Source organism: Lysinibacillus sp. Y5S-8 (genome assembly GCF_036894365.1).
Taxonomy (GTDB): Bacteria; Bacillota; Bacilli; order Bacillales_A; family Planococcaceae; genus Lysinibacillus; species Lysinibacillus fusiformis_D.
The window spans coordinates 3214917-3240320 of record NZ_CP145889.1; the positions used below are offsets into that span (position 1 = coordinate 3214917).

General features: G+C 39.0%; 28 protein-coding genes and 2 other annotated features (1 of these 30 cut by a window edge). Of the genes, 4 read left to right on the plus strand and 24 right to left on the minus strand.

Going from position 1 to position 25404, the window contains the following annotated elements; all coding sequences use genetic code 11:
• Positions 1–27, minus strand: a binding site (T-box leader); it reaches 219 nt to the left of the window's first position.
• 321 nt (positions 28–348) lie between these two features.
• On the plus strand, positions 349–2037 hold the full coding sequence (locus V6670_RS15580; RefSeq protein ID WP_338651606.1) for a methyl-accepting chemotaxis protein: 1689 nt from the start codon (positions 349–351) through the stop codon (positions 2035–2037).
• 74 nt (positions 2038–2111) lie between these two features.
• On the opposite strand, the gene secDF is transcribed toward V6670_RS15580, so the two are convergent.
• Entirely contained in the window at positions 2112–4379 is a 2268-nt protein-coding gene (gene secDF, locus V6670_RS15585) for a protein translocase subunit SecDF (protein WP_036124424.1), read from the minus strand.
• A 348-nt stretch (positions 4380–4727) separates the two neighbouring features.
• On the minus strand, positions 4728–5036 hold the full coding sequence (locus V6670_RS15590) for a post-transcriptional regulator (protein WP_036124425.1): 309 nt from the start codon (positions 5034–5036) through the stop codon (positions 4728–4730).
• 93 nt (positions 5037–5129) lie between these two features.
• On the opposite strand from V6670_RS15590, the gene V6670_RS15595 reads away from it, so the two are divergent.
• Positions 5130–6647: an oligosaccharide flippase family protein gene (locus tag V6670_RS15595; RefSeq protein WP_036124428.1), complete on the plus strand. Its 1518-nt coding sequence runs from the start codon at positions 5130–5132 to the stop codon at positions 6645–6647.
• Here V6670_RS15595 and V6670_RS15600 read toward each other — a convergent pair.
• Complete coding sequence (locus tag V6670_RS15600) at positions 6644–7279, minus strand: DUF421 domain-containing protein (RefSeq protein ID WP_141905024.1); 636 nt, start codon at positions 7277–7279, stop codon at positions 6644–6646. The genes V6670_RS15595 and V6670_RS15600 overlap by 4 nt on opposite strands.
• Positions 7280–7379: 100 nt before the next feature.
• On the opposite strand from V6670_RS15600, the gene V6670_RS15605 reads away from it, so the two are divergent.
• Positions 7380–8258, plus strand: coding sequence for a polysaccharide deacetylase family protein (locus tag V6670_RS15605; RefSeq protein ID WP_338651607.1), 879 nt, complete (start codon positions 7380–7382; stop codon positions 8256–8258).
• Positions 8259–8332: 74 nt separating this feature from the next.
• Here the strand turns inward: V6670_RS15605 and yajC are convergent, their stop codons facing one another.
• The 7 genes from yajC to V6670_RS15640 all read right to left on the minus strand — a co-directional run bounded on the left by yajC (position 8333) and on the right by V6670_RS15640 (position 15309).
• On the minus strand, positions 8333–8599 hold the full coding sequence (gene yajC / locus V6670_RS15610) for a preprotein translocase subunit YajC (protein ID WP_036124438.1): 267 nt from the start codon (positions 8597–8599) through the stop codon (positions 8333–8335).
• Between the two features lie 782 nt (positions 8600–9381).
• Positions 9382–10527, minus strand: a complete 1146-nt coding sequence (gene tgt / locus V6670_RS15615; protein ID WP_036124159.1) for a tRNA guanosine(34) transglycosylase Tgt — start codon at positions 10525–10527, stop codon at positions 9382–9384.
• 56 nt (positions 10528–10583) lie between these two features.
• Positions 10584–11624, minus strand: coding sequence for a tRNA preQ1(34) S-adenosylmethionine ribosyltransferase-isomerase QueA (queA, locus tag V6670_RS15620; protein WP_141905022.1), 1041 nt, complete (start codon positions 11622–11624; stop codon positions 10584–10586).
• Positions 11625–11641: 17 nt separating this feature from the next.
• Positions 11642–12646: a Holliday junction branch migration DNA helicase RuvB gene (gene ruvB / locus V6670_RS15625; protein WP_141905021.1), complete on the minus strand. Its 1005-nt coding sequence runs from the start codon at positions 12644–12646 to the stop codon at positions 11642–11644.
• A gap of 18 nt (positions 12647–12664) precedes the next feature.
• Entirely contained in the window at positions 12665–13285 is a 621-nt protein-coding gene (gene ruvA / locus V6670_RS15630; RefSeq protein ID WP_058843999.1) for a Holliday junction branch migration protein RuvA, read from the minus strand.
• Positions 13286–13397: 112 nt separating this feature from the next.
• Complete coding sequence (locus tag V6670_RS15635; protein ID WP_308221982.1) at positions 13398–14276, minus strand: phosphotransferase; 879 nt, start codon at positions 14274–14276, stop codon at positions 13398–13400.
• Positions 14266–15309: a LysM domain-containing protein gene (locus V6670_RS15640; RefSeq protein ID WP_338651608.1), complete on the minus strand. Its 1044-nt coding sequence runs from the start codon at positions 15307–15309 to the stop codon at positions 14266–14268. The genes V6670_RS15635 and V6670_RS15640 overlap by 11 nt, the downstream gene beginning before the upstream one ends.
• 141 nt (positions 15310–15450) lie before the next feature.
• On the opposite strand from V6670_RS15640, the gene V6670_RS15645 reads away from it, so the two are divergent.
• On the plus strand, positions 15451–15984 hold the full coding sequence (locus V6670_RS15645) for a transcription repressor NadR (RefSeq protein WP_141905019.1): 534 nt from the start codon (positions 15451–15453) through the stop codon (positions 15982–15984).
• Positions 15985–16160: 176 nt separating this feature from the next.
• On the opposite strand, the gene V6670_RS15650 is transcribed toward V6670_RS15645, so the two are convergent.
• The 14 genes from V6670_RS15650 to mreC form a co-directional block, all read right to left on the minus strand.
• A complete protein-coding gene (locus tag V6670_RS15650; protein WP_141905018.1) occupies positions 16161–16553 on the minus strand; it encodes a DCC1-like thiol-disulfide oxidoreductase family protein in 393 nt (130 codons plus the stop codon).
• Positions 16554–16571: 18 nt separating this feature from the next.
• Positions 16572–17453 carry a prephenate dehydratase gene (gene pheA, locus V6670_RS15655; RefSeq protein ID WP_036124134.1) on the minus strand — a complete coding sequence of 294 codons (882 nt, stop codon included), beginning with the start codon at positions 17451–17453 and terminating at the stop codon, positions 16572–16574.
• Between the two features lie 164 nt (positions 17454–17617).
• On the minus strand, positions 17618–18073 hold the full coding sequence (locus V6670_RS15660; RefSeq protein WP_004226679.1) for an ACT domain-containing protein: 456 nt from the start codon (positions 18071–18073) through the stop codon (positions 17618–17620).
• Positions 18074–18097: 24 nt separating this feature from the next.
• Entirely contained in the window at positions 18098–19387 is a 1290-nt protein-coding gene (obgE, locus tag V6670_RS15665) for a GTPase ObgE (protein WP_036124130.1), read from the minus strand.
• Between the two features lie 5 nt (positions 19388–19392).
• Positions 19393–19920 (minus strand): Spo0B domain-containing protein, encoded by a 528-nt coding sequence (locus V6670_RS15670; protein ID WP_338651610.1) that lies wholly within the window; start codon positions 19918–19920, stop codon positions 19393–19395.
• A 179-nt stretch (positions 19921–20099) separates the two neighbouring features.
• Complete coding sequence (gene rpmA / locus V6670_RS15675) at positions 20100–20399, minus strand: 50S ribosomal protein L27 (protein ID WP_004226673.1); 300 nt, start codon at positions 20397–20399, stop codon at positions 20100–20102.
• Positions 20396–20752 carry a ribosomal-processing cysteine protease Prp gene (locus V6670_RS15680; protein ID WP_036124121.1) on the minus strand — a complete coding sequence of 119 codons (357 nt, stop codon included), beginning with the start codon at positions 20750–20752 and terminating at the stop codon, positions 20396–20398. The genes rpmA and V6670_RS15680 overlap by 4 nt, the downstream gene beginning before the upstream one ends.
• Before the next feature lie 16 nt (positions 20753–20768).
• Positions 20769–21077: a 50S ribosomal protein L21 gene (gene rplU, locus V6670_RS15685; protein WP_036124117.1), complete on the minus strand. Its 309-nt coding sequence runs from the start codon at positions 21075–21077 to the stop codon at positions 20769–20771.
• A gap of 14 nt (positions 21078–21091) precedes the next feature.
• Positions 21092–21169 (minus strand) — a sequence feature (ribosomal protein L21 leader region).
• 45 nt (positions 21170–21214) lie between these two features.
• On the minus strand, positions 21215–21826 hold the full coding sequence (locus V6670_RS15690) for a stage IV sporulation protein FB (protein WP_141905017.1): 612 nt from the start codon (positions 21824–21826) through the stop codon (positions 21215–21217).
• The gene (locus tag V6670_RS15695) at positions 21816–22370 is read right to left on the minus strand and encodes a peptidoglycan DD-metalloendopeptidase family protein (RefSeq protein WP_036124111.1); all 555 of its coding nucleotides are present in this window, start codon (positions 22368–22370) and stop codon (positions 21816–21818) included. Before V6670_RS15695 ends, V6670_RS15690 begins: the two co-directional genes overlap by 11 nt.
• A gap of 93 nt (positions 22371–22463) precedes the next feature.
• Positions 22464–23261: a septum site-determining protein MinD gene (minD, locus tag V6670_RS15700; protein ID WP_036124107.1), complete on the minus strand. Its 798-nt coding sequence runs from the start codon at positions 23259–23261 to the stop codon at positions 22464–22466.
• 1 nt (position 23262) lies between these two features.
• Positions 23263–23931, minus strand: coding sequence for a septum site-determining protein MinC (gene minC, locus V6670_RS15705; RefSeq protein ID WP_058843996.1), 669 nt, complete (start codon positions 23929–23931; stop codon positions 23263–23265).
• A gap of 27 nt (positions 23932–23958) precedes the next feature.
• Positions 23959–24483, minus strand: a complete 525-nt coding sequence (gene mreD / locus V6670_RS15710) for a rod shape-determining protein MreD (protein WP_080717089.1) — start codon at positions 24481–24483, stop codon at positions 23959–23961.
• Positions 24483–25397, minus strand: coding sequence for a rod shape-determining protein MreC (mreC, locus tag V6670_RS15715; protein ID WP_036124096.1), 915 nt, complete (start codon positions 25395–25397; stop codon positions 24483–24485). The genes mreD and mreC overlap by 1 nt, the downstream gene beginning before the upstream one ends.
• Between the last annotated feature and the right edge of the window lie 7 nt (positions 25398–25404).

Consider the following 25404-nt stretch of genomic DNA (forward strand, 5'->3'; position numbering starts at 1 on the left):
GCTACTACTCTTATTCAACAATTTCTCAGCTATTCTCATCTAAACTCAGCTCATCTGTTCTTAGGCTGACCTCGCTCCCGAAGCCTTCTACCTTGACCGAACAAAAAGTTAGCCTTAATTCTATGCCAAACCAATTTAATTGTCAATTAATTCTGAAGAAAAAGATTGAAATTTATGTTTTCGTAAGAACTTTTATGTAGGTATATTATCCTTCAAAAAGACCTTAAAAGGGAAAAGGATTCCTTACTATTGAATATTTTCTGAGTATTGACCATGTAAATATATCAAGTTATAGTAATTTCAGAACAATAATTTTTTCCATATAATATATAGAAAGTAGGAACGTATATGTCCGTTCGCAAAAAATTAAATTTAGGCTTCATTTCTTTAACCTGTTTACTACTCATTTCAAGCATCTTATCATTTCTTCAATTCAAAACAACACAAAATGATTTAGAGGAAGTATTGAAGCATCGTATTGTTCAAATTCAATTAACGGAGAATATACAGCAACAACTTGCGTCTCAAGGTTTATTTTTACGCTCCTATGTTTTAAATAATAAGGATGAAACAGCTCGGGACAATTTAGAGCGTTATCACAAACTTTTACCTGAAACAGTTCAAGAACTTTCTGGTCTTGTTCGCTCTGATTATACAAAAGATATTATGCAACAAGTCACTGCATTACAAAACGAGTTACTAGCCTCTTCAGCGAAAGCCTTGCAGGCGTTTAATAGTGGCAATATGGATTTAGCTCTCACTTACATAAATAACGATGTCACAAAATACAATAAGGAAATCTTCAAGCTAACAACTGATTTATTAGCTTATCATGATGAGCAGCTTCAAAAGGTCGATCAAGAAGTAAATCATACCGTTTCACGTGCTCTTATTATTTCCATTAGTCTACTAATTGCTAGTATTATTATTGGTATATATTTTATGTATTTTGTTAAAAACTCCATTGTTCAGCCATTACGGAAGGTCACTGAAGCAGCAGACACATTAGCACAAGGAGATTTAACAATCGCTGAGCTTGACCATCAGACAAAAGATGAAATTGGCATACTTGCGGGTGCAGTCAATACATTAAAACAAAGTCTAGCCGGTCTGATGACGAACATTCAAGATAGTGCATCCCATTTATCAGCTGTCTCTGAAGAGCTTACTGCGAGCACAGAGGAAGTAACGGCAACATCCGATGATATTGCACAAAGAATTCAAGAAAACGCAACATCTCTCACTTCTTCCGCTCGTACCTCGCAGCAAAGTGCTGTGGCAATGGATGAAACAGCAGCAGGTGTTCAACGCATTGCTGAGGCGACACATAGTCTTCGCCACAATGCAGAGAGTATGCGCCAACTAGCCCATACAGGAGGAGCAACGATTTCAACAGCGAAAGAACAAATGAATATCATTTCTGTGGCTACCTCTGAAATTGCCACATTGACTCAAAAGCTAAGTATGCAATCGGAAGAAATTGGACAAATTACAACTGTCATTACAGCCATTTCAGAACAAACAAATTTACTTGCTCTCAATGCGGCCATTGAAGCAGCAAGAGCTGGAGAACATGGTAAAGGCTTTGCCGTTGTAGCTGATGAAGTACGTAAACTAGCAGAGGAATCCAATCAATCTGCTAATCAAATTGTTGCCATTACGAGGGAAATCCTAACAGATACGCGCAATGTGGCTAATGCAGTGGACCATGGCTTAGCTTCTGTACAGGACGGCGTGTCTAAAATTCACGAGGCAGGAGATGCTTTCTACTCCATCACTTCAGCTGTTACAGCCTTTACAGAACAAATTGAAGAAATATCTGCCACATCCGAAGAAATTTCAGCAAGTGCCGAGCAGGTTGCCGCCTCTGTCACCGAAACAGCCAATGTTTCAAATCAATCAGCTAACAATTCTCAACTGATTGCAGAGTCTGTTGACGAACAAGTAGCGACAATGCAGCAAGTGAATGCGGTTGCTGAGGAATTAAGTCAGAATGCGCAACAGCTCCAAGAAGTCCTTCAGCAATTTAAATTATAAATACACCCGGCAATCTCACTAACAAAAAAGCAGGGAATAGAAAACGAATCGTTTTCTATTCCCTGCTTACTAATTTATACTGTAGGTTCGTCAGTTCCCCATTGTTTTTTCTCTTTCTTGTGTAGCTTTCCATCTGATTTTTTCATTTCACGAATTTTTAATGAATACCAGATTTGAGCGGCGATACAGATAGAAGAATACATACCTGTAATCAAACCAATCAATAAAGCGATAGAGAAGTTTTGAATAGATGGTGCACCAAAAATTAATAGGGCTACAACAACGATAATAACAGTTAACACTGTATTAACAGAACGTCCCATTGTTTGGCGTAGCGATTTATTCACTATATTCGCCAATACTTCACGGTCATTAATGGTATCATAACGATCTAAGTTTTCACGCATACGGTCAAAGGTAACGATTGTATCATTGATAGAATAACCAACAATTGTTAAAACAGCCGCAATAAACGTAATATCTACCTCTAAACGCATGAAACTAAACACTGCTACAATTAAGAATACATCATGTAGAAGCGAAACAATCGCCCCGATTCCCATGCGCCATTCAAAGCGAATTGCCACATAAATAATAATACCTAGTGCTGCAAGAGATAATGCCTTAATGGCATTTTTCACAAGTTCCTTACCAACAGTAGGAGATACTGTACTTACAGTAGGTTTATGACCATATTCCTCTGTTGTTTCTTTTTGGAATTTCAAAATATCTGCTTGAGATAAATCGGTTTTATAACGTACAACCGCTGAGGTACTCTTTTCTCCTGAAAGAACTATATCTTCCGAAGGGAAGCCGATGCTATCAACATATTTTTCTACTGCTTCTTTTGTTAACGTTTGATCTGCTTCAATTTGAATACGTGTACCACTAGAGAAATCAATACCAAGGTTTAGACGGAAAACACCAAGAACTACTAAACCAGCTACTAAAATAGCTAATGAGAATGTATAGAATTTCTTACGGTTGTGTACAAAGTCGAAGCGATCAAATTTCGTTGATAAATCTAATGCACCAATATTTTCATCCAGACTATGTTGTTTTGATTTCGCAATACCATACCAGGCTGGATTATTGAAATAGCCACTGTTCACAAGTAAACCTAATAGTACACGTGAGCCCCAAACGGCTGTTAAGAAGCTCAATAAAATACTAATGATTAATGTTGTAGCGAATCCTTTAACAGAGCTTGTCCCGAAGAAGAATAGCACACCTGCTGCTAATAATGTAGTTAGCTGTGCATCGACAATCGCTGATAAGGATTGTTTAGAGCCTAGTTGGAAGGCTTGCTTCGCTGAGTAGCCTACACGTAGTTCTTCTCGGATACGTTCTGCCGCTAAAATATTGGCGTCTACTGCCATCCCTATACCAAGTACAATGGCTGCTATACCAGGAAGCGTTAAGACTGCATTAATCCAATCAAATACAACCAGTACTAGGAATGTAAATACACCAAGTGTGATGATCGAAATAAAGCCTGGTAAACGATAGTAGAATAGCATAAATAAGAAAATGATTACTACACCAACAATACCAGCGAAAATAGTGCTTTTCAGTGCTTCATCACCAAATTGAGCACCCACAGAAGTTGAATAAATTTCATCAAGTTTAACAGGTAATGCCCCTGCATTTAAAATACCTGATAAATTTTTTGTTTCTTCAACAGAGAAATTACCACTTATCATTACATCTGTTGTATTTAATGTTTGAGAAACTGTTGCTGCAGATGCATAACGAGGCTTCGCTTTCTGTGATTCTGCTTTATAAGAATCAACACCCTCTTCGAAGTCTAACCATACAACCAATAGATTTTGTCCTGCAGGTTTCGCAGCAATTTTACTTGTTACATCAGCAAATTTTTCTGCATCTTTTAATTTAAGCGAAACAATTGGACGATTTTGTTGGTCAAAGGAAGCACTTGCTCCATTTTCTTTTAGATCATCTCCATCTAATAATAAATTATCATCAACATCACGGAATGTTAAATTCGCAGAAGTAGACAATAACTTACGTGCAGATTCTTGATCCTCAACACCTGCTAATTGCACACGGATTCGGTTTTCTCCCTCAACTTGAATGCTAGGTTCACTTACCCCAATAGCATTTACACGGTTGCCAAGAGCTGTTGCCGTAGCAGTGACGATTTCAGGTGTAATTTTTTGACCATCTTTTAATTCATTTACCTCGTAAAGTACTTCAAACCCGCCCTGTAAGTCAAGACCAAGCTTGATGTCCTTTAAGACGCCGTTTACAGTCGTACTAATTCCTGCTGCGAAAAGCACTAGAATTAATAGGAATGCAACTATACGACTTTTTAGTTTCATCAATAAATCCTCCTCGAATTGGTGTAAGGGCTGTCCTTACACGCCAAACAAGTAACTAGCAATACCTTTTGAAACGTTTAATCCTCCTTTTCCTTTAGAATCGTGTTACCTGTGCCTCAAAAAGGTTGCTCTACTTATTCAAATCGTTCATAACGCGCAAGTTTATCTTTGTATTATTAGGTACTAGCCTTCCAAATGCAAGTAAAAGAGCATTCAAGACTTATGTAAGTAAAAACTTATTCAAAATAAAAAAAGCGCAACACACTTATTATGAAACAGGTTGCGCTTGGTGTCAATTCAACACATTTAGGATTCTTTGAATTATTGTAAAATTTGACACATCCTTGATTACGTTCTGACTGGACCAAGCAGTAATTGTAATTCTTCCATACCTACTTCTTCAAACCAATTATTACTTTGTAAAAACTCTACTTGATTAAATGAGACAATATCAGATGGTGATACCGCAAAAATGGTCGCAATCACCTCATGTAAACGTAGCTGTTCGATTTTCTTTTTACGCCATTTTTTTTCAATACAGTAGCGCCAAAGTTCTTCCGCCGTAATGGCATCATATTGATAATGTTTGAATTCTGCCATCTTACTATCAATTGCCGGACGGATTTTTTCAAATAGTTGCTCATATTGCATACTCATTTTGAATCATCTCCAATCAAAGTCGTAACGTAAGACATGTTTGCATACAAATAGTGTAAATGAATTTTTGCGGCTTGAGAAGGGACGGATGGCATGAGTTCTTTTGTAAGAGGTACATTATTTTTAATGTTCGTGATTTTTTTATCTAAACTTTTTGGCTTCTTTTATAGAATGCAATTTATGCGTATTGCTGGTGAAGAGGCTGTCGGCATTTATATGACCGTCTATCCAGCATTTATTTTCTTTATCTCACTCATTCAACTTGGACTACCTATCGCTGTAGCTAAAATCGTGGCAGAATTACTAGCAAAAAATAAGCGCGAAAACATCTTTGGTGTCATGCGTACGGCCATTCTTTGGTCATTCATTGGTATGATCATTTTTATGCCACTCGTTGCACTCACAATACCATATATTTCGACGACGCTCTTACATAATGAACAGACAACATTTACGCTATGGATTGCACTCTTTGCTGTACCTGTGTCCGTTGGATCTGGGTTATTACGTGCTTATTTACAGGGTGTAGCTAAAATCACCCCAACTGCTTGGGCTCAAATGATTGAGCAAATTGTACGAATTAGCTTCATTACGTTAATGCTGCCTTATGTGGCTAATTACAATAATGCGGCTGTTACTGCGGCTGCTGCAATGGGTATTACACTTCTTGCTGAGGTTGTAGCATTCCTCTATTTATGGCTACATTATATCGTTTCGAAAAAGAGACTATTGACGCGTAAAACTAAAATCGAAGGCTACCCTGCATCACCCATGCTACGTATTGCCCTTCCCTCTGCGGGCAGTAAGCTGTTTGGTTCTTTCACTTGGTTTTTAGAACCGATTATCTTTTTAAAAGCTTTGACAGTTGCAGGTTTAACCGCTTCTGCTGCTACTATTTTATATGGTGTCATCTCTGGTGTCTTAGTGCCCTTACTATTGTTTCCAGCGTTTGTATCAACAGCCTTATCCATTGTACTAATTCCAGCTGTGAGTGATGCCGTCGCTCGACAGCACATCCCGCTGTTACAAGAGCGAATTTCGGTCTCCCTAAGATTATCTTCCTTAGTAGGCTGCTTTGCTGCTACGTATTTCTTTGTACATGGTGATGAATTAGCTATGAAGCTCTTCCATTTAGAAGAAAATCGGGGGTACGTTAAAATTTTAGCACCAATTTTTTATTTTTATTATATTCAAAGCCCGCTTCATTCTATCTTACAAGCGATTGGTGAAGCTAAAGCTGCTATGATGAACTCCATCTATGGTGGACTCGGTAAATTATTTGTGATGTTTGTACTAGCCTCTCAACCTGGCATTCAGGAAAAAGGAGCCGTCGTAGCTATTGGTTTTGGTGTTTTACTGACGTCCTTCCTGCATATCGCAACGGTTAGACAAAGAAAAAACCTACGTGCTGGCTTCAGAATGTTTGTCGTACCTTATAGTTGCTTTATTGCCGTTTGTGTCGCACAGTATTTTCTTATTCCAATATTATCACTACCATTTATTTTGAGCAGTGGTGTTACATTATTTTTACTGTTTACTTTTTTATTATTTACCAATCAGTTACGAATCACTGATTTCCGCTACATCAAAAAATTAGCGAAGAAGGTTTAAGATTCTTTTAATTGGATGTGGAGCTTATGGTCTTCCCAAATACAAAAAAATACCGTTTCACTGTTTGTTATATTGTTTTTAGCTAGCTCACCCATTAACCAATTCACATCTTTATGCATGGTCAATAAATGTCTTTCTTGAATATCGCCATCGATAATAAGTGGATACACGAAAGCTTTTTCATCTTTTTTATAGATGGAAAGATTGCCTGATGGCTCTAAATAGGCAAATGCCACATCTGTCACTGATGCAACGCCATTTTCTCGTAATTGCTGACATAAATCATCTAAATTATAGCGGTGTTTTCGCATCTCACTCTCTAAAATAACACCATCTTTTACTAATAAAGCTGGGTCACCATCCACTAAATCTCGTATTTTTTTGAACTTTAACGATAAGTAAGCACTTAAAATTTGAATAAAGAGCAAAATAATGATAGGTAGTATGGCATTAAAGAGAGGATTTTTAAAATCATCTAGCGCAAAAGCAGCAACTTCTGCAATCAATACAAATACAACCAAATCTATGACTGATAATTCCCCTACTTCTCGTTTACCCATTAAACGGAAAACAATGATAATAAACACATATAAAAAACAAGTTCGAAAAATAATATGGTAATATTCTTCCATAGAAACACCCCCATACTATCAAAGTGACCTTACTTATTGTTTTTTATACAATTTTCAAGGAATAGTCTCCACTTGTTCGTACACAATAACAAAGAACAAAATGCTTAACGACTATAAAAACAAACAAGGTGAGAACATGACAAGGAAAATAATTGTTTTCGTTGTTGTTTATATGCTCCTGTTGCTAATAAGCCCCTCCCTTATTTACGGATACCAAGAGCCGGAAATACCGGTTCTTATGTATCATCATTTAGAGGAACATATAAATAATACTACAGTTATTTCATCCAAAAATTTTGAAAATCAAATGAAGGCGCTGAAAGGTGCAGGATATCATACTATTTCTGTTCAGCAATTATATGATTACTTAAATGGGCAAACGCTATTACCTCCAAAGCCTATATTAATTACGTTTGATGATGGGTATTTAAGCAATTATGAAAAAGCATACCCTGTTTTAAAAAAATACGATATGCATGCAGAAATTTTTGTGATTGCAAGCCGAATCCTAGAAAATGATGAAAAAATTCAACAGCCAAAAGAAATTCCAAAGATGAGCTGGGATCAGTTAAAGGAAATGAAGGATTATATGACAATTCAGAGTCACACATGGGATTTACATTATAAATTACCTTCAGAAAACGGTAGGTTAAATGGTGCGGTATATGGACCAGGTTTTGTAGACGGACAACTTGAAAGTTATCATGCATATGAAGAAAGAGTTAGAAATGATCTTATTCGCTCACGAAAAATAATAAAAGAAAAACTTGGCTATGAGCCCATTGCTATTAGCTATCCTTACGGTATTCATTCACCATCCACCATAAAATTAGCAAAAGAAGCTGGTTTTAAGATGGCCTTTGTTATTCAAAATAAACATGTGAAAAAGGGCGATTCTCTGTTTACATTAAGCAGAATAACTGTAAACGGCAAAGATTCTGGTGAAGTATTGATTCATAAAATAAAAACAGCTAACTAGCCATGAGTTCGCTTCATGTGTAAAAAAAGACTTACAACATAGCTAATGCTCTATTGTAAGCCTTTTCTCTTTTGTTACTGATTGTCATTGACAATTCGCCCAATTGCTTGACGGTCAAATTTCACTCGTACATTGTCAGCAATTTTTAACGTCACTGCTGTGTCCTCAATCGCATCTACGACACCATGTAGACCACCTATTGTAATGACTTTATCTCCACGTTGCAAACTACTTTGCATATTTTGTGTTTCCTGCTGTCTTTTTTTAGCTGGACGGATTAAGATAAACCACATTGCAACGAACATTAATAATATTGGCGCTAATCCTAATAATTGATCCATAATATATCTTGCCCCCTTTCCAAATCTCACTTTTTTAGTATAGACTATTCCACCAATAAAAAGCGATGGACAAGCCAAAAAATTTTCTCAATTACTAATATTTTTTCTATGATTGACATTATTTTGCTAGAAATATTCACTTTTTACAAAGATTTGAATGCTTTTACAAAACGATTGCCATAGTATAAGGACATTAGGCACTGCCTAATGTCCTTTCATAGTGTTGAAAAATAAAACCATCCATAGAATTTATATGAAAGGTGAAAAAGGATTTCCGTTGCAGGCTACATGCTTTCCTGTGGGCGAGCGCCGAGCCGTTTCCTCTGCTACCGCTCCGTGCAGGGGCTCGCCTGTCTCGCTATTCCCACGGGAGTCAAGTAGCCTTCCACTCCAATCCATAAAATAAAAATGTTAACTTTTTAGCAAAAAAGTGAAGGTATTCACTACTCTTTTATGGAGGGGTGTTGTCACACATCACTTCTCCACATTGAAAGTAAGAGGCTATCCTCTCTTATAATATAAATAATGGGCTATTTTGTTCAGGAAAAGACACTTTTGCAGAATGGTTGATTGGAGTGGAGCCAGCGTCACTCCTAGGGGATTTAGCGTCACAGAGGAGACCCTGGAGCGAACGCAGTGAGTGAAGCGGCTCATCGGACGCCCCCTAGAAAGGACGCTGGCGGAACGGAAATCAACCCCTCGCCTTACAAAATTGCTTATTATGCCGTTGACATTACCTTTTTTATTTCGATTCAGTAACATAAAACGAAAGGCGTAATGGCTTAAAAGTTCTTAGCATTTGGCCCATTGAAGCCATATTTTTCAAAGAATTCTTCTCGGAAATCACCAAGGCGGTCTTGACGAATGGCTTCACGCACTTGTTCCATCAGCTTCAATAGGAAATGTAGATTATGATAAGACGTTAAACGAATACCAAACGTTTCTTCCGTGCGGATAAGGTGTCTAACATAGGCACGAGAATAGTTTTTACATGTATAGCAATCACAATTCGGATCAATTGGACCAAAATCACGTGCATATTTAGCATTTTTCACCACTAGACGGCCTTCAGATGTCATCAGTGTACCATTACGTGCAATACGTGTTGGCAGCACACAGTCAAACATATCAATTCCGCGAATTGCTCCATCAATTAAAGAATCTGGTGAGCCAACCCCCATTAAATAACGTGGTTTATTTTCAGGCATCATTGGCGTCGTAAATTCTAAAACTCGGTTCATCACATCTTTGGGTTCACCAACAGATAATCCACCAATTGCGTAGCCCGGGAAATCTAATTCCACTAATGCTTCTGCTGAACGACGGCGTAAATCCTCGTACTCTCCACCTTGGATGATACCAAACAAACCTTGCTCCTCTGGACGTTTATGCGCTTCTTTACAGCGTTTTGCCCAACGTGTTGTACGATCAACTGATTGCAGCATATAATCATGTGTCGCAGGAAATGGTGGACATTCATCGAACGCCATCATAATGTCAGACCCTAAATCATTTTGAATTTCCATTGCTTTTTCAGGGCTTAAAAATAGCTTATCTCCATTAAGGTGATTACGGAAATGAACGCCTTCCTCCTCAATTTTACGGAATTGACTTAGGGAGAACACTTGGAAACCACCTGAATCCGTTAAAATAGGACGATCCCAGTTCATAAATTTATGGAGTCCGCCTGCTTCCTTGACAATATCATTGCCTGGACGAAGCCATAGATGGTACGTATTGGACAAAATGATCCCAGCATTCATTTCTTTTAATTCCTCTGGCGACATCGTTTTAACAGTTGCTTGTGTGCCCACTGGCATGAATGCTGGTGTTTCAAAGGAGCCATGTGGTGTATGGACGATGCCAAGACGTGCTCCTGTTTGTTTACAAGTATGAAGTAATTCATATCGAATTGCTGGTTGTGTCATAAACTAAAAATCCTCTCTTATCTGAAGTAAAAACAGTACTTCGATTATATCCACTATTATTTTTTCGGACGTATAAACATCGCATCCCCAAAACTAAAGAAGCGATATTTTTCATCCACTGCTTGCTGATAGGCACTTAAAATAGTTTCTCGAGTAGCTAGCGTACTAACAAGCATGACAAGTGTTGATTTCGGTAAATGGAAGTTTGTAATTAACCCATCCACCACCGTAAAGTTGTAGCCTGGATAAATGAAAATAGACGTCCAACCTTGTTCTGCTCGCACTTCCCCCTCATATTTAGAGCCAATCGTCTCCAATGTACGTGTAGAGGTTGTCCCAACAGCTATGACCTTGCCGCCGTTTCGCTTAACACGATTAATCGTATCTGCCGCTTGTTCGGTCACACTATAGAATTCAGCGTGCATTTCATGGTTTTCAATCGAATCCACACTAACAGGACGGAAAGTGCCGAGACCCACATGTAGCGTGATAAAGACCACTTCTACACCTTTCGCTTTTACCTGCTCTAATAATTGCTCCGTGAAATGCAGTCCTGCTGTTGGTGCTGCAGCTGAGCCACGTTCTTTGGCATAAACCGTTTGATAACGATCCTTGTCCTCAAGTTTTTCACGAATATATGGAGGCAACGGCATTTCACCAAGTTGCTCTAATATTTCATAAAAGATGCCATCATAATGAAAGTCAAATGTACGTCCGCCATGTTCAAGCTCTCCTGTACAAGTAGCTGTTAATAAACCTTCACCAAATGTGATAACAGTTCCTACTTTTACACGCTTAGCTGGTTTTACAAGTGTTTCCCACTCATCTGTACCAGCTAATTGCTTTAATAGCAATACTTCTATATGTGCACCTGTTTCCTCTTTCACACCCATTAAGCGAGCAGGTAAGACTCTTGTATCATTTAATACGAGACAATCTCCAGCATGTAGCTCATCTAAAACGTGAGCAAAATGGTGGTGCTCTACTTTAGTAGCGCCAGGTGTAACAACCATTAAGCGGCTCGCGGTACGATCAATTAATGGCGTTTGAGCAATAAGCTCATCTGGTAATTCAAAATCAAAATCTTCTACACGCATGAAAAAAACTTCCTTCTTTATGTTTGTTGTGGATACTCATATCCAAAATGTTCGTAGGCTAAATGTGTGGCAACTCTTCCCCGTGGTGTACGTTGAATAAGGCCAATTTGCATCAAATAAGGTTCATATACATCCTCTATCGTAACCCGTTCCTCACCAATCGATGCCGCAAGCGTATCTAAGCCCACTGGACCGCCTTGGTAGCGCTCAATCATGTTCGTTACAAGTTTATGGTCGATATGATCAAGCCCTCTAGGATCAACTTGTAACAGCTCTAGCGCTTGCTGTGCAAGATCCTCCGTTATCATACCATCTCCAAGCACTTGTGCATAATCTCGCACTCGTTTTAATAAACGATTCGCAATCCGAGGTGTTCCGCGTGAGCGTCTCGCCATTTCCATTGCCGCTACTTGCTCAATTTTCACCTCAAATAAATGAGCACTTCGCACCACAATTTCGGCAAGTGAACGATCATCATAATATTCTAAACGTAGTAACACACCAAAGCGATCCCTTAAAGGGGCTGATAAGGCGCCAGCTCTTGTTGTAGCACCTACAAGGGTAAAGGGAGGTAAATCAAGGCGTACAGAACGTGCTTCTGGACCTTTCCCCACCACAATATCTAAACAGAAGTCCTCCATTGCTGGATATAGCACTTCTTCAATGGCACGGGAGAGTCGATGAATTTCATCTATAAATAAAACATCCCCAGGCTCAAGTGAACTTAAAATAGCTGCTAAATCCCCTGGGCGCTCAATTGCAGGGCCACTCGTCATGCGTACATTGACATTCATCTCATTCGCAATAACAGCAGCTAATGTCGTTTTACCAAGTCCCGGAGGTCCATATAACAGCACATGGTCTAAACTTTCTTGGCGAAGCTTTGCCGCTTCAATGAATATTTGTAAGTTTTCCTTCACTTTATGTTGCCCAATATACTGCGTTAATTTTTGAGGGCGTAAAGATAATTCAAACTGCTCATCATAGCTACCTGCCTCACTTGCCATCATACGTTCAGACATGTACCTTCCCTCCTTTCCTTATTTTATTTTTAGCAGTAGTTGCAATGCTTGTTTCATAAAGGCATCTGTCGTTTCCAGCTTGTCGTTGTCCTCAAGCTGTGGACGAATTTTTTCGAGCTCTTTTTCAGAATAACCAAGTGCCATTAACGCCAGTATAGCTTCTTCTAGCTCATGCTTATAAGGATTTACACCAAACAATGGTAGCTCATGTTCTGCACTAGGAAGCTCCAATGTATCTAATAACGAGCCTAGCTTGCCCTTCAAATCAAGAATCATTTGACGTGCTGTTTTTTTCCCAACCCCAGGGAACTTCACTAAAAACGCTTCGTCCTCCCGCTCAATGGCACTAATAACCTGTTGCGGATTACCAGTAGCTAAAATCGCTAGAGCCCCCTTTGGCCCTATGCCAGATACTAATATTAGCTTTCGAAATAGCTCACGTTGATCTAGATTAGGGAAACCATATAAAACTTGTGCATCCTCTCGTACATGCAAATGAACATATATCTGTTGCTCCAGGGCTGATGTGCGGAATGCAAACGGATTGGGCGTATGAAGTTGCCAGCCAATACCTTGTTGTTCTAATACTATAAACTCAGGTGTAATACGAGTTACTTGTCCTTTTAAATAATCATACATCTATAATCCCTCACAATCATCGTCTTCGATTATAGCATATAGCGAACGAATGCTCGACAAAAAGTAGTGGCAAAAGCGCTGTTGCCAAACAAAAATGACCGCCAAATGACGGTCATTTTTTAACAAATCTATCAATATCGTACCATAGTTTTGGCCAATAGGTGAGGGCTCGTTTTGTGAATGGCACTAAATAATCTAAAAATACTAGCTGTTGCTCTAGTGGTAAATCCACTGCAAAAAGCCATTCTCGTAATAGCTCATTCGGATATTTCAAACGATGGAGCTTTCTTTTATCCAGTCGTTTCAGCTCAGGTAATTCAGCAAAAATTTTTCCAAGATCATAATCAACAGCAGGTAATACACGATGCAACCATAAAATATATTCATCATCCGCTTCGCCAAGATGTGCTAAATCAAAATCAATTAAACGTAATTGGCCATCAGAGCACCATAAAAAATTATGATGAACCACATCCCCATGTAATAGTGTGATTTCTTTTTCAGGCGCATCCTCTAATGCAATCAGTTGTAAAGATTTATCACTATAATGCACAATTTGATCGATTTCTTCTTTTGTTAAAAAAGCTCGAAACTCATTTCTTCTACTTTTAAAGCGCATATGACGCATTTGCCATTTTAAAAGCTGCGAGTAGGTATGCAAGCCTGGCACTCGCTGCCAAGCTATTTTTTTATGTGTATCATGTAAAGCTATTAATAATTTAAGAGATTCTTCGCGATCTTTTTTATATGCAAAGTTAGCACCATGGCTTCCTTCTTGCCATACTTGCACAATTAACTGCTCATCATCACTCTGAACCAATGGTAAGATCAGAGAAGGCTCCATGCGTCCTAACTGGCGATGAATTGCTCTCACCTTCTCTGCAATTTCCACTTGCTTCGCTCGTTTGACAAAATAATGATTCGATTCATACTTATATTTCCAAATGTTTGACTTTAACTCTTCTACAATATACGCTTTTTCACCATCGATAAGGCGTCATCCCGCCTGGGAAATAGTGCGGTGACATCCATTGTCCCCCTGCTGGTGGGCACGGCGGTGGACAATGTGTCGGACATGGTGGTGGCGGACAATGACAAGGATCCATTTGCCATGTAGGCATCATCATTGGTTGTTGATGACAGCCACAGGATTGACCCATGTTCATCTCAGGCATCATCATTGGCTGTGTACCACAGCCACAGGATTGACCCATATTCATATCAGGCATCATATCCATTTGTGGCTTCATTTGATGATCCTGTGTATGGAAGAATGGTGATGTAGACTCTAAAAAGTCTTCCATCCCACCTACTTTATGATCTGGCATGTCACAAGACATTGGCTGTTGTGGCATCGTATAATGCTCGACCTGAGGTTGCATTGGCATCATCGGCCACCACATTTGATGATAGATGGGTTGATGACAACTTGAGCAATGTGGGACCGCAGGCATTTGTGGCATGATATGCATCGGTGGCTGCGGCGCTGGTTGTGGCATTGGCTTCGGTTGAGCTACAGGTGGTGGTGTAGGTGCTGGCGGTGGTGGTGCTGGCTGTATTTGCACTGGTGGTGGTGTAACAGTTTGTTCTACTTGTGGCATCACCACTTGTTGGTGCCAATTCATTTCCACAGGCTGCGGTACCCACATCGGTTGTTGTGGCATTTGCATAGGCATTGGCATCGGTATTGGAATCGGAATCATTTGTGGTTCTGGCATTGGCATAGGAGCTGGTGGTGGCGGTACAATAGGCGGCGGTGGTGGCATCGGTCGCTGTACCTCTTTTTTAGGACTTTCCTTCGGTGCCTCCTTATGCACTTGTGTTTCCTTTTTCGGCATTTCTTTATGTGATTCTCTATGCGGCTCTTTGTTTATTTTTTCAGGCAATATAATTTCCATACCTGGAACAATATAATCTGGGTTGGCAAGATGGACATTGAGCCGCTTCAAATCTTCAAACGAAATGCCGTACTCTTTCGCAATCTTCCACAAGGTGTCTCCCTTTTGAACAATATGAATACGCAATTTTTTCCTCCCTTCCTCTCTACGTATCATATGTTCAATGTTTCATTTGGATACAAAAATTTCAGCAAGTTAGAAATGCTTCATGGTACACTAAAACATAAGGAATGCTGATTCCTTTATTATGAGCAGAGGTGAACTCTTATGAAAAAAATGTTAGGCGAAGAACGCCGACTGCAACTTTTAGCGCAATTAAAAAACAGTAAAGCACCTATAACTGGGACAGACTTGGCTAAGTTCGCCAATGTTTCTAGACAAGTTATCGTCAATGATATGACTCTATTAAAAGCAAGAAATGAGCCCATTATTGCCACAAGCCAGGGCTATCTTTATATGCATCAGGAACAATTACAGCAAACCGTTGAACGTACGTTCCCTTGCTTGCATACCTCAGAGCAAACAGAGGATGAATTAATGACCATTGTCGATTGTGGTGGTACTGTCAAAAATGTTATTGTAGAACATCCAATATATGGTGAACTCACTGCCTCCATTATGGTATCAAATCGCCATGAAGTGAAACAGTTTATCGAACGTGTCAATGCCACACAGGCCAATTATTTATCCGCTCTTACTGGTGGTATTCATCTGCATGTCATCTCTGCACCCTCTGTTGAAGTTTTAACTTTAATTGAACAAGCCTTACAAAAAAAGGGCTACTTAGTGTCAGATCAATAAATAGCAAAAGCACCGTATGATATCCTTTTTCATACGGTGCTTTCTGTTTTGATTGCAAATGTTATGCTTCTGATTGGACGCTTGAGCCACAGTATTTCTTTTCTCTTCACGAGTATTTTGATCCTGAGCGAAAGTATTTTCCCCACTCTCTGCGGGTATTATAAACCCGTGCGCTACTAGGAAAGAAATCGTTGCCGTTGAGAAGGTGTGGGCAATAAGCATTCACTTTTTTGACCAAATAAACGATAGCGTTGCTTAGCAAATAATCGATATAGCGCATTACGGATAAAGGGGGGAACAAGAATGAAGGCATAGAAGCAAGGCCACAGTCCATCCAATTTCCTGCATATGTTTAATGCTGCGGTAGATTCCAGCGAGACGTTCCCTTGCTCAATCAGAATTACACTATCTATATTCTTTGGTATATTGTACTGATTGAGCAATGCTTGGCCGATATCACTTTGAAGTGACGCAAATTGAAAATAGCCAGCTTCATCGTGTTTGATAATAAATTGAACAGTGCTATCACAAAAATTACAGATACCATCAAATAAAATGATGCCAGCCATTACCATTCCTCCCTACAGCTATTCTGCCTCGTCTGATGTAACATAAGTGAAGTAAGTACCCAAAGATTTTACCTTACAGCCTAGTGCAGCTAATTCTTCCATGGCGCCACGCATCATCGGTTCTTTTTCATCTGCTAATACATCAATCATAAAGAAATAATCACCTAAGCCCGTTTTAAGTGGACGTGATTCAATTTTACTTAAATTCAGTTGACGCCATGCAAAAACAGAAAGCACCTGATGCAATGCCCCTGAACGATCCGTTGGCAATGTAATCATAAACGTTGTCTTAGCTTGCCCTTCAGATAGCTCTTGCGGCAATCGTTTATTTTGCTTGGACAGTACAAAGAAACGTGTATGGTTAAAATGGAAATCATGGATATTCGATTCAACTATGTCAAGGCCATATTTTTCGGCTGCTGCTGCATTGCCTACTGCGGCTATACATTCTTGTGGATTTTCTGATACATATTTCGCTGCTGCCGCTGTGGAAGTTGTTTGATGTAATGGCACATGACTGAAACGATAAAATAAGTATTTATGACATTGAGCTAGTGCATGTGGGTGGGAATAAACACCTGCGATAGACTGCCAATGATCCTTTTGCGCTTTATTCACCATTAAATGCTGCTGGATTTTTAGCAATAGTTCACCTGTCACATAGAGTGTTGCCTCATGGAATAAATAATCTAATGTTAATGTTACAGAGCCCTCTAAGGCATTTTCTAGCGGAACGACGGCTAAATCCACCTTTCCCTCCGCAACGGCCTCTATACATTCTGGAATCGTCGCACACGGTACAAGCCACTCATTTGGAAAAGTAGCCTTTGTTGCTAAATATGTAAATGATGCTTCTGGTCCTAAATAGGCGATTCTATTTTCCCATTGTTGCTTTGTCATTGCAAATACCTCCTTTATGGCACAATAAGGAGCAGTCCCGCGAGATTGCTCACTGTTGGGACAGCTCCTTATTTGAGCTTGTTATCGCATTCTGACCTAGCTGTCTTATTAAACACGATAATTCATTTTTGTCAAAAATTAAAGGATTGAACACTGTACTGTTATTATAATGCTCCAGAACTAATTACTTCTGCTGATTCTACAAAATCTAAGCGCTTTAATTGCTGAATGAGGTCATCAAGATCACAGGTCATGCTTGTTACATCTAATGATAAAGTAACATTGGCACGTCCTTGAATCGGAATCGTTTGATGAATTGTCAATACATTACAATGTGTAATTGTCACAGTTTCTAAAAGCTTAGCAAGTGTTCCTTTTCTATCTTGAAGCTGTAAAAAGACTGTTAAAATGCGTTCCTGCACAATTGAATGAAAAGGAAAAACCGCATCACGATATTTGTAAAACGCACTTCGCGATAAATCCACCTGCTTTACCGCATCCCAAATGGAAGATACTGAACCACTTGATAGTAAGTGTTTCGCTTCCAAAGTTTTTTGCATTGCATCCGTTAAAACATCCTCACGAACTAAATAATATCGCTGATTCGCAACATTCTTCATACGCTTCCCCCTAAAACTCATGTCTTAATCGACAAATTCAAATTCAAACTCTTGTAGGCGTACTGTATCGCCATCTTGTGCTCCACGTTGACGCAGAGCCTCATCCACACCCATTGCACGCAATTGACGAGCAAAACGACGAATACCATCTTCACGGCTAAAGTCCGTCATTTTAAATAAACGCTCAATGGCATAACCATTAATAATAAATGTACCATCATCGTCACGAGTGATTTCGAAATCTTCACCTTTTGCCTCATGCTTGTACATGACAGTTGCGTCTGATTGCTCCTCTACATCTTCGTATAGTGGGAATTCAGGCGTTACTTCCAGTAGATCCGCAATGGCAAACAACAGCTCTTTTAACCCTTGACGTGAAACAGCAGAAATTGGGAAAATTTGAACATCTTCTCCTACCTTTTGGCGGAATGCTGCTAAGTTTTCTTCTGCATCTGGCATATCCATTTTATTGGCTACAATTATTTGTGGGCGCTCTGTTAAACGAAGATTATATTGTTTTAGCTCTTCATTGATTGTTAAATAATCTTCATATGGATCGCGACCTTCCATTCCTGACATATCAATAACATGGACAATAACGCGTGTACGTTCAATATGTCGTAAAAATTGATGGCCTAACCCTACTCCTTCATGTGCCCCTTCAATAAGCCCAGGTAAATCTGCCATCGCAAAGCTTCGGTGATCTTCCGTTTCAATCATGCCTAAGTTCGGTACAATTGTCGTAAAATGATATGCACCAATTTTTGGCTTAGCAGCAGAAACCACTGATAAAAGCGTTGATTTACCAACACTTGGGAAACCAACTAATCCTACATCTGCTAAAACTTTTAACTCTAATATAACATTTAATTCTTGTCCTGGCTCACCTTTTTCAGAAAGTTCTGGCGCTGGGTTGGCAGGAGTGGCAAAACGAGAATTTCCTCGTCCACCTCGGCCAGCTTTCGCAATAATGGCTCTTTGCCCATGCTCGACTAAGTCGGCAATAACTGCATTTGTTTCTTCATTCATAACCACTGTGCCTGGTGGTACTTTAACGATTAAATCCTCTGCATTTTTACCATGCATGCCTTTACTCATCCCATGCTCACCACGAGGCGCTTTAAAATGGCGTTTATAGCGGAAATCCATTAACGTTCGTAAGCCCTCTTCTACTTCAAATACGACGTTACCGCCATGTCCACCATCTCCACCAGCTGGACCACCATTTGGTACATATTTTTCTCGACGGAAGGCAACCATACCATCTCCACCGTCGCCACCTTTAACAAAAATCTTTACGTGATCAACAAACATTTAGTTCACTCCCTATTTGCACTCAAGACATATTGCCAGAGCGTAGTTGTCTGCTCAATTGTTTGAATGTCGAATTGTTTCAAACCTTTTTCGGTGAATGCATCAGCACTCCATAACCCATTTAGCGTGAATGTCACGGCAAATGTATGATCGTCAACACGTACATCAAGCGTTAGGATCTGCTCTGTAAATGGATCTAATGTATCATAAACATGCATAACTGTTTTGTTTAAATAATCTACAACTTCCCGATCAATATTGTTGGTCACTGGCTTTTTTATCTCACCGCTTAGCTTCCATGCTAGTGATGGATAACGCCATCCTGCTGTTTGTAGCCACTCAATTGTTTGTGGTAATTGTAGTCGATTGAGGATAGAAAACACTCGTAATTGTTCTGAATAATGTTGAATAAGTTTCTTTGATTCATCAATTCTACCTAAATCTAAATTCATGCGAATCAGTTGCAGTTGATTCACATAATCATGATTTGCAAAACGTAATACTTCACTAATGGTTAGTGATTGATTGTTCATCCCATTCACTCCAATAAAGTTATCCTTACTAGTATAACAAGTTTTGCTCTATTTTTCCCTTAATTCTTTAATCAATTATGCCTCAGCTTAATTGATTAAAGAATCGGCATTGTTGAAATTTAGCCAAAAAAAGGACTGCAATAAATGCAGTCCTCCGCTTTATGATATCTTTTAAAAGATTAAGCTTCTTGTGGTGCTGGGTATACAGATACTTGTTTGCGATCGCGACCTAAACGTTCGAATTTAACAACGCCGTCCACTTTAGCAAATAGTGTATCGTCACCACCACGACCTACGTTTGTACCTGGGTAAATTTTTGTACCGCGTTGACGGTAAAGAATTGAACCACCAGTTACGAATTGGCCATCAGCACGTTTTGCACCAAGTCGTTTAGACTCAGAGTCACGTCCGTTTTTAGTAGAACCTACACCCTTTTTCGATGCGAAAAGTTGAAGGTCTAATGCTAATAATAATTTCATCGAGTTCCACCTCCTACTTGGTTGTAGTTGATTTGGATGTATTGTCCGTAATTTTGCACCATAGAATACACTTGGGCAGTCATTACTTGAACAATTAACTGTAGTTTTGCATCTACTTCAGGCTCTAAATCTGATGGTAAATCTACCTTAAGATAGCCTCCACCTTCAGCAGCTTGTTCGACTTCTGGTTGAATTTGTAATAATGCATAAATAGCATTTACTGTACCAATGGCAATAGTAGATGCTCCTGCACACACTAAATCTTTACCAGATTCATCGTACCCAGCATGTCCTGAAAATTCAAATGCTGACACATGTCTATTTTCATTGTGATGAATCGTAACTTGTATCATTCGCTACACCTCACAATTAAGCGTTGATTGCTTCAACAACTAATTTTGTGTAAGGTTGACGGTGACCTTGTTTACGACGGTAGTTCTTTTTAGCTTTCAATTTGAAAACAACGATTTTTTTCGCACGGCCTTCTTTAACAACTTTAGCTGTTACTGTAGCGCCTTCTACGAATGGAGCGCCAACTTTAACGTTTTCGCCACCTACGAATAATACTTTATCAAAAGTAACAACCTCATCAGCTTCTACGCCTAATTTCTCAACATAGATTTCTTGACCAGCTTCTACTTTGATTTGTTTACCACCAGTTTCAATAATTGCGTACATTTTACTGCACCTCCTCTTAGACTCAGACTCGCCTGTTTTAAAAGGTGATCTTATTAGATACTTAAACCTTTCCAGAGCGGTTGTAGTAGCACGGGTGCTACAAACAATAACATTAAAATATTACCATACGTTTTTTTTTAAGTCAATCTATTCATAACATATTTTTCAAAAGCAACTCTATATTTTCGATAGCGCCATTCTTTCAATGCTTGCAGCCAAATGAATAAATTAATGATGGCTAAAAAAATAGACTGTGGCAAGAACTTGAAAGTGACTAGTAATAGTGTAGTGGCAATGATGAAAGACAACCAATAATACATTTCCACCACTTGAGCTCTTGGATAACTTAAAAATAGCCAGGCTAATACTAGTCTGCCACCATCTAACGGTATGATGGGCACAATATTTACAGCCAGTAACACTAATTGTACAGTTATTAGCTTATTGGCGAGCAGATCAGGCATAAAAAAAGCGAGGCCAATCCCAATTATGGTAGCGATTGGTCCTCCTAATGCAATCCATAGGAGTGACGAAGCTTGCACAACCGCTGGATTTTCAAATTGAATTTCTCCCCCATATGGTGTAATAACGCATGATTTCACCTTCACTCCGCACAATACTGCTGCTACTAAATGACCTGCCTCGTGCCACAGCAAAGAAAATAAAATGATGGCGTAATAAGCTAATTGTCCACTAAAAATCATGACAAATACCAGAGGGATACATAGAAGATGTAATTTAATCCTCATTGGTCTCCGTCGATTCAAGCCATTGTACAATTTGCTCTAAATCATAATGAGTATCTCCCTTTTCAATGGACATATATAATTGACCAGCTTCTTTCATACCAATTAAATCATTAGCTTGAATCGATGTATAAGGGAGCTGCGCTAAACTATCTAACATACCATAAGATACCGTTGTCCCGTCCTCATAGCTGATTGTCATAGTCTTGCCCGTATACTTTGTATGACCAGTAAAAACGACCAACCCATTCTGCCCAGCATAGATCGGTAAACCAACATCATACTGCAATAAATAACCTTCTTTAAAAACTTGGGCATTAGCAAATGTTAGAAGATCGGCCTGCCCTACATCACTTGATACCATGATGGTCTCTTTTTCTTTTTCGAACCAACTTTGTCCGAGCTCACTTAAATAGGTTAAATCTGCAGAGGTTGTTACAAGCTTTCGAACGGGTGTATCTACTACGCCTTGATCTTCTAAACGAATTACAAGCATGATTGCTGCCACAAGTAGTATCGTGACGAACCATTTCCATTTTTTAAACAAGCTCTCATCCTTTTTTCCACACTATATGAGATTGCATGTCCAAACATGCACAAGAAAAAACCTTCTCGTACATTTGTACGAAAAGGTTGTCATTTATTTTGAAAATAGAGCCTTTAGTTTTGAAAACATACCTCTTTGCTCATTTTGAATAGCCATCAATGGCACGGACTCACCAAGAATACGACGGGCAATATTGCGATAGCCCAATGAAGCTTTATTTGATGGGTCCATGACGATTGGTTCACCTTTATTGGAAGATGAGATGACACCCTCACTATCGACAATAATGCCTAATAGATCAATAGAAAGATGTGTAGTAATTTCATTGACATCCAATGTATCACCACTCTTCATCATATGTTGTCGAATACGATTAATGATAAGTTTAGGTGCTGTAATCTCTTCTTGTTCAAGTAAACCAATGATACGATCTGCATCACGAACAGCAGAGATTTCAGGTGTTGTCACAACAATCGCATGATCTGCACCAGCGACAGCATTACGATAGCCTTGTTCAATACCGGCAGGGCAATCGATTAATACATAATCATAATCCCTTTTCAATTCCTCTACTAAGCTCTTCATTTGCTCAGGGGTAACAGCGTTTTTATCCGTTGTTTGAGCAGCAGGTAATAAAAATAGTTTCTCATCTACGCGCTTATCCTTAATTAATGCTTGATGGATTTTACAGCGTCCTTCCACCACATCAACTAGGTCATAAATAATGCGATTTTCCAGACCTAAAATGACATCTAAATTGCGTAGGCCGATATCTGTATCAACTAAACATATTTTTTTACCCTGTAGAGCCAATGCAGTCCCAAGGTTAGCCGTTGTCGTTGTTTTACCGACACCGCCCTTACCTGAAGTTATGACGATCGCTTCTCCCACACTAGCTTCCTCCCTTAGACACATTTAACAATGGTCGTATATTTTTTAAGGCATGAATTTGATCGTACGTAATGCGTCCATCATAGCCAAGAAATGCACAAGTCATTTCTGCCTGATTGATCGCGTTTACATGTTCATCTGACATTGCCTGAACTTGATCAGCAATCATGATATGTGTGGCTTCAAATCGAGATGCTGCAATGATTGCTTCTTTATTGCCATGCACACCCGCATGTGCAATTCCTTTTAGTCTACCTAGGACATATACATTACCGCCAGCCTCTACTCGACCGTTTGGATTTACATGGCCTACAATGATAATGTCCCCTGATGAACGCAGAACTTGTCCTGACCTGACCACACCAATATATGTATCTTGTTGACCTTCAATCATTTTCTGGTTGCTTTCTTGGACAGTCAGTACTTCACTTTGCACCTTAGATACAATAAGTTGCTCCGTTTCTTCTACAATTTTTATCAGCTCATTCATTTGTTCATCAGTACAGTATCGATAGCCTAAGTATAATTGTACATCTACTTTACCATCGATACCGCCTTCTAACACTTTTTTCTTCAATTCTTCTACTAACTCGCTATACGAACATTGATCGTCTAGACGTAGTACAAAACCGTCCTTCGTTCCCTTCATATTAACTAACTGTTTTTTCATGAATGCCTCACCTCACGTTGTTCTTTATTAAGAAACTTCACGTGCTCTCTGTAAGACACGCGCATTAATTAGATATTTGAAGGCCCAACCAAGAATCATTAAAAATAAAGCATTAGCAATAATTGTTGGTAGTAGTCGTGAACGTAAGAAATCCGCTAAAGGTATTGCTGTAAAATCAATTAGGAAGAAAAATTGATATAGTATAAATTCTAAAATGGCTACTAGTACAACTGAAATTGTCGTTGTCACAACTAAGTGCTGATGGATAACTTTCACGATAGAGCCTGCTAAAAAACATATAAGTGGATAAAGCACTGAATATAATCCAATAATATCAATGTAAAACACATCATACAAGACACCAAAAAAAACTCCATACATTACCGCACGTTTACGGCTGTAATAGATGGATATAAAAATTAAATATAAGATTAAAAAACGTGGTACCAGAAAATAGACTTCCCCTTTAATTTCAATCGGGGAAAGCATAGCAAATTCTGGCTCTAATAAGAATAGTAAAACCGCTACAGAGGGGATGAGAAATCGAACCATCATTCCGCCTCCTCTTCACTCGCCTCTTGCGGATTCGATAAATCTTCATTTGTTGTATTGCCGTCTGAGCCATCAATAACTGTTGATGTACGTTTAGCAATGACAACATGTTCTAAAATTGAAAAATCAGCAGATGGTTTGACATAAGCCATTTTTGTTAAGCCATGATCATCTGTACTAACTTCTGTAATTTCTCCGATTGGGACACCTTTTGGGAAAATACCACCAAGCCCTGAAGAAACTACTTGCTCGCCTTCTTTCACCGTTAAGCTAGAATCGATTCGCTTCATAATGAGTTTATTACGTTCTTCATCAAAGCCCTCGATTAAACCGTATGCTTCTTTTTCTCCTAATACCATCGCAGAAACACGATAGTTTGGATTATTTGTATATAAAAGCTCTACCTCAGATGTGAAAGGTGTTACTAGTATAATTTTCCCTACTAAACCTTTCGCCGTCATAACTGCCATATTTTTTTGGACACCATGGGAAGACCCTTTATCTAAAATAATTTTCTCTTCCCACTGGTCTGGATTTCTAGCAATCACTGTTGCATGAATTGGATTAAATGCCTTCAAGCTCTCGGTTTTATCCAATAGCTCTCGTAGCTTGTTATTCTCTGATTTTAAATCCGTAGCTTCAGCTTGTACAACTGCAAAATCTTCTAAGCGTGCTTTTAAACGTTTATTTTCTTCGTACGTGTTTAAGAGGGAGTCAATACTATTAAAAATACCATTAATATAATTCGCCGGCTTCGCAACAATCGATTGTGCGACGCCGACAGTATCTTTAATAATTTGCTCTGGTAAAGTTGCATTCGTCCGATCACGTAATGAGAAGCTAATCAATGCCACAAGAAAAACCATACCTACGAGCAGCAAAATTACTTTCTTATTGAAGAAAAAGTGTGGCATTGCCTCA

Coding starts and splice junctions, on each gene's coding strand:
- yajC (WP_036124438.1), bottom strand. CDS start 8,599: ATGGATCAATTATTAGGATTAGCGCCAATATTATTAATGTTCGTTGCA.
- minC (WP_058843996.1), bottom strand. CDS start 23,931: ATGAAAAAACAGTTAGTTAATATGAAGGGAACGAAGGACGGTTTTGTA.
- V6670_RS15600 (WP_141905024.1), bottom strand. CDS start 7,279: ATGGAAGAATATTACCATATTATTTTTCGAACTTGTTTTTTATATGTG.
- V6670_RS15580 (WP_338651606.1), top strand. CDS start 349: ATGTCCGTTCGCAAAAAATTAAATTTAGGCTTCATTTCTTTAACCTGT.
- rpmA (WP_004226673.1), bottom strand. CDS start 20,399: ATGAAATTATTATTAGCATTAGACCTTCAACTTTTCGCATCGAAAAAG.
- ruvB (WP_141905021.1), bottom strand. CDS start 12,646: ATGTCTGAACGTATGATGGCAAGTGAGGCAGGTAGCTATGATGAGCAG.
- mreC (WP_036124096.1), bottom strand. CDS start 25,397: ATGCCACACTTTTTCTTCAATAAGAAAGTAATTTTGCTGCTCGTAGGT.
- queA (WP_141905022.1), bottom strand. CDS start 11,624: ATGCGTGTAGAAGATTTTGATTTTGAATTACCAGATGAGCTTATTGCT.
- ruvA (WP_058843999.1), bottom strand. CDS start 13,285: ATGTATGATTATTTAAAAGGACAAGTAACTCGTATTACACCTGAGTTT.
- tgt (WP_036124159.1), bottom strand. CDS start 10,527: ATGACACAACCAGCAATTCGATATGAATTACTTCATACTTGTAAACAA.
- V6670_RS15590 (WP_036124425.1), bottom strand. CDS start 5,036: ATGAGTATGCAATATGAGCAACTATTTGAAAAAATCCGTCCGGCAATT.
- pheA (WP_036124134.1), bottom strand. CDS start 17,453: ATGACAAAGCAACAATGGGAAAATAGAATCGCCTATTTAGGACCAGAA.
- V6670_RS15650 (WP_141905018.1), bottom strand. CDS start 16,553: ATGGCTGGCATCATTTTATTTGATGGTATCTGTAATTTTTGTGATAGC.
- V6670_RS15680 (WP_036124121.1), bottom strand. CDS start 20,752: ATGATACAAGTTACGATTCATCACAATGAAAATAGACATGTGTCAGCA.
- V6670_RS15605 (WP_338651607.1), top strand. CDS start 7,380: ATGCTTAACGACTATAAAAACAAACAAGGTGAGAACATGACAAGGAAA.
- mreD (WP_080717089.1), bottom strand. CDS start 24,483: ATGGTTCGATTTCTCATCCCCTCTGTAGCGGTTTTACTATTCTTATTA.
- V6670_RS15670 (WP_338651610.1), bottom strand. CDS start 19,920: ATGAACAATCAATCACTAACCATTAGTGAAGTATTACGTTTTGCAAAT.
- rplU (WP_036124117.1), bottom strand. CDS start 21,077: ATGTACGCAATTATTGAAACTGGTGGTAAACAAATCAAAGTAGAAGCT.
- V6670_RS15660 (WP_004226679.1), bottom strand. CDS start 18,073: ATGAAGAATGTTGCGAATCAGCGATATTATTTAGTTCGTGAGGATGTT.
- secDF (WP_036124424.1), bottom strand. CDS start 4,379: ATGAAACTAAAAAGTCGTATAGTTGCATTCCTATTAATTCTAGTGCTT.
- V6670_RS15595 (WP_036124428.1), top strand. CDS start 5,130: ATGAGTTCTTTTGTAAGAGGTACATTATTTTTAATGTTCGTGATTTTT.
- V6670_RS15690 (WP_141905017.1), bottom strand. CDS start 21,826: ATGAGGATTAAATTACATCTTCTATGTATCCCTCTGGTATTTGTCATG.
- obgE (WP_036124130.1), bottom strand. CDS start 19,387: ATGTTTGTTGATCACGTAAAGATTTTTGTTAAAGGTGGCGACGGTGGA.
- V6670_RS15645 (WP_141905019.1), top strand. CDS start 15,451: ATGAAAAAAATGTTAGGCGAAGAACGCCGACTGCAACTTTTAGCGCAA.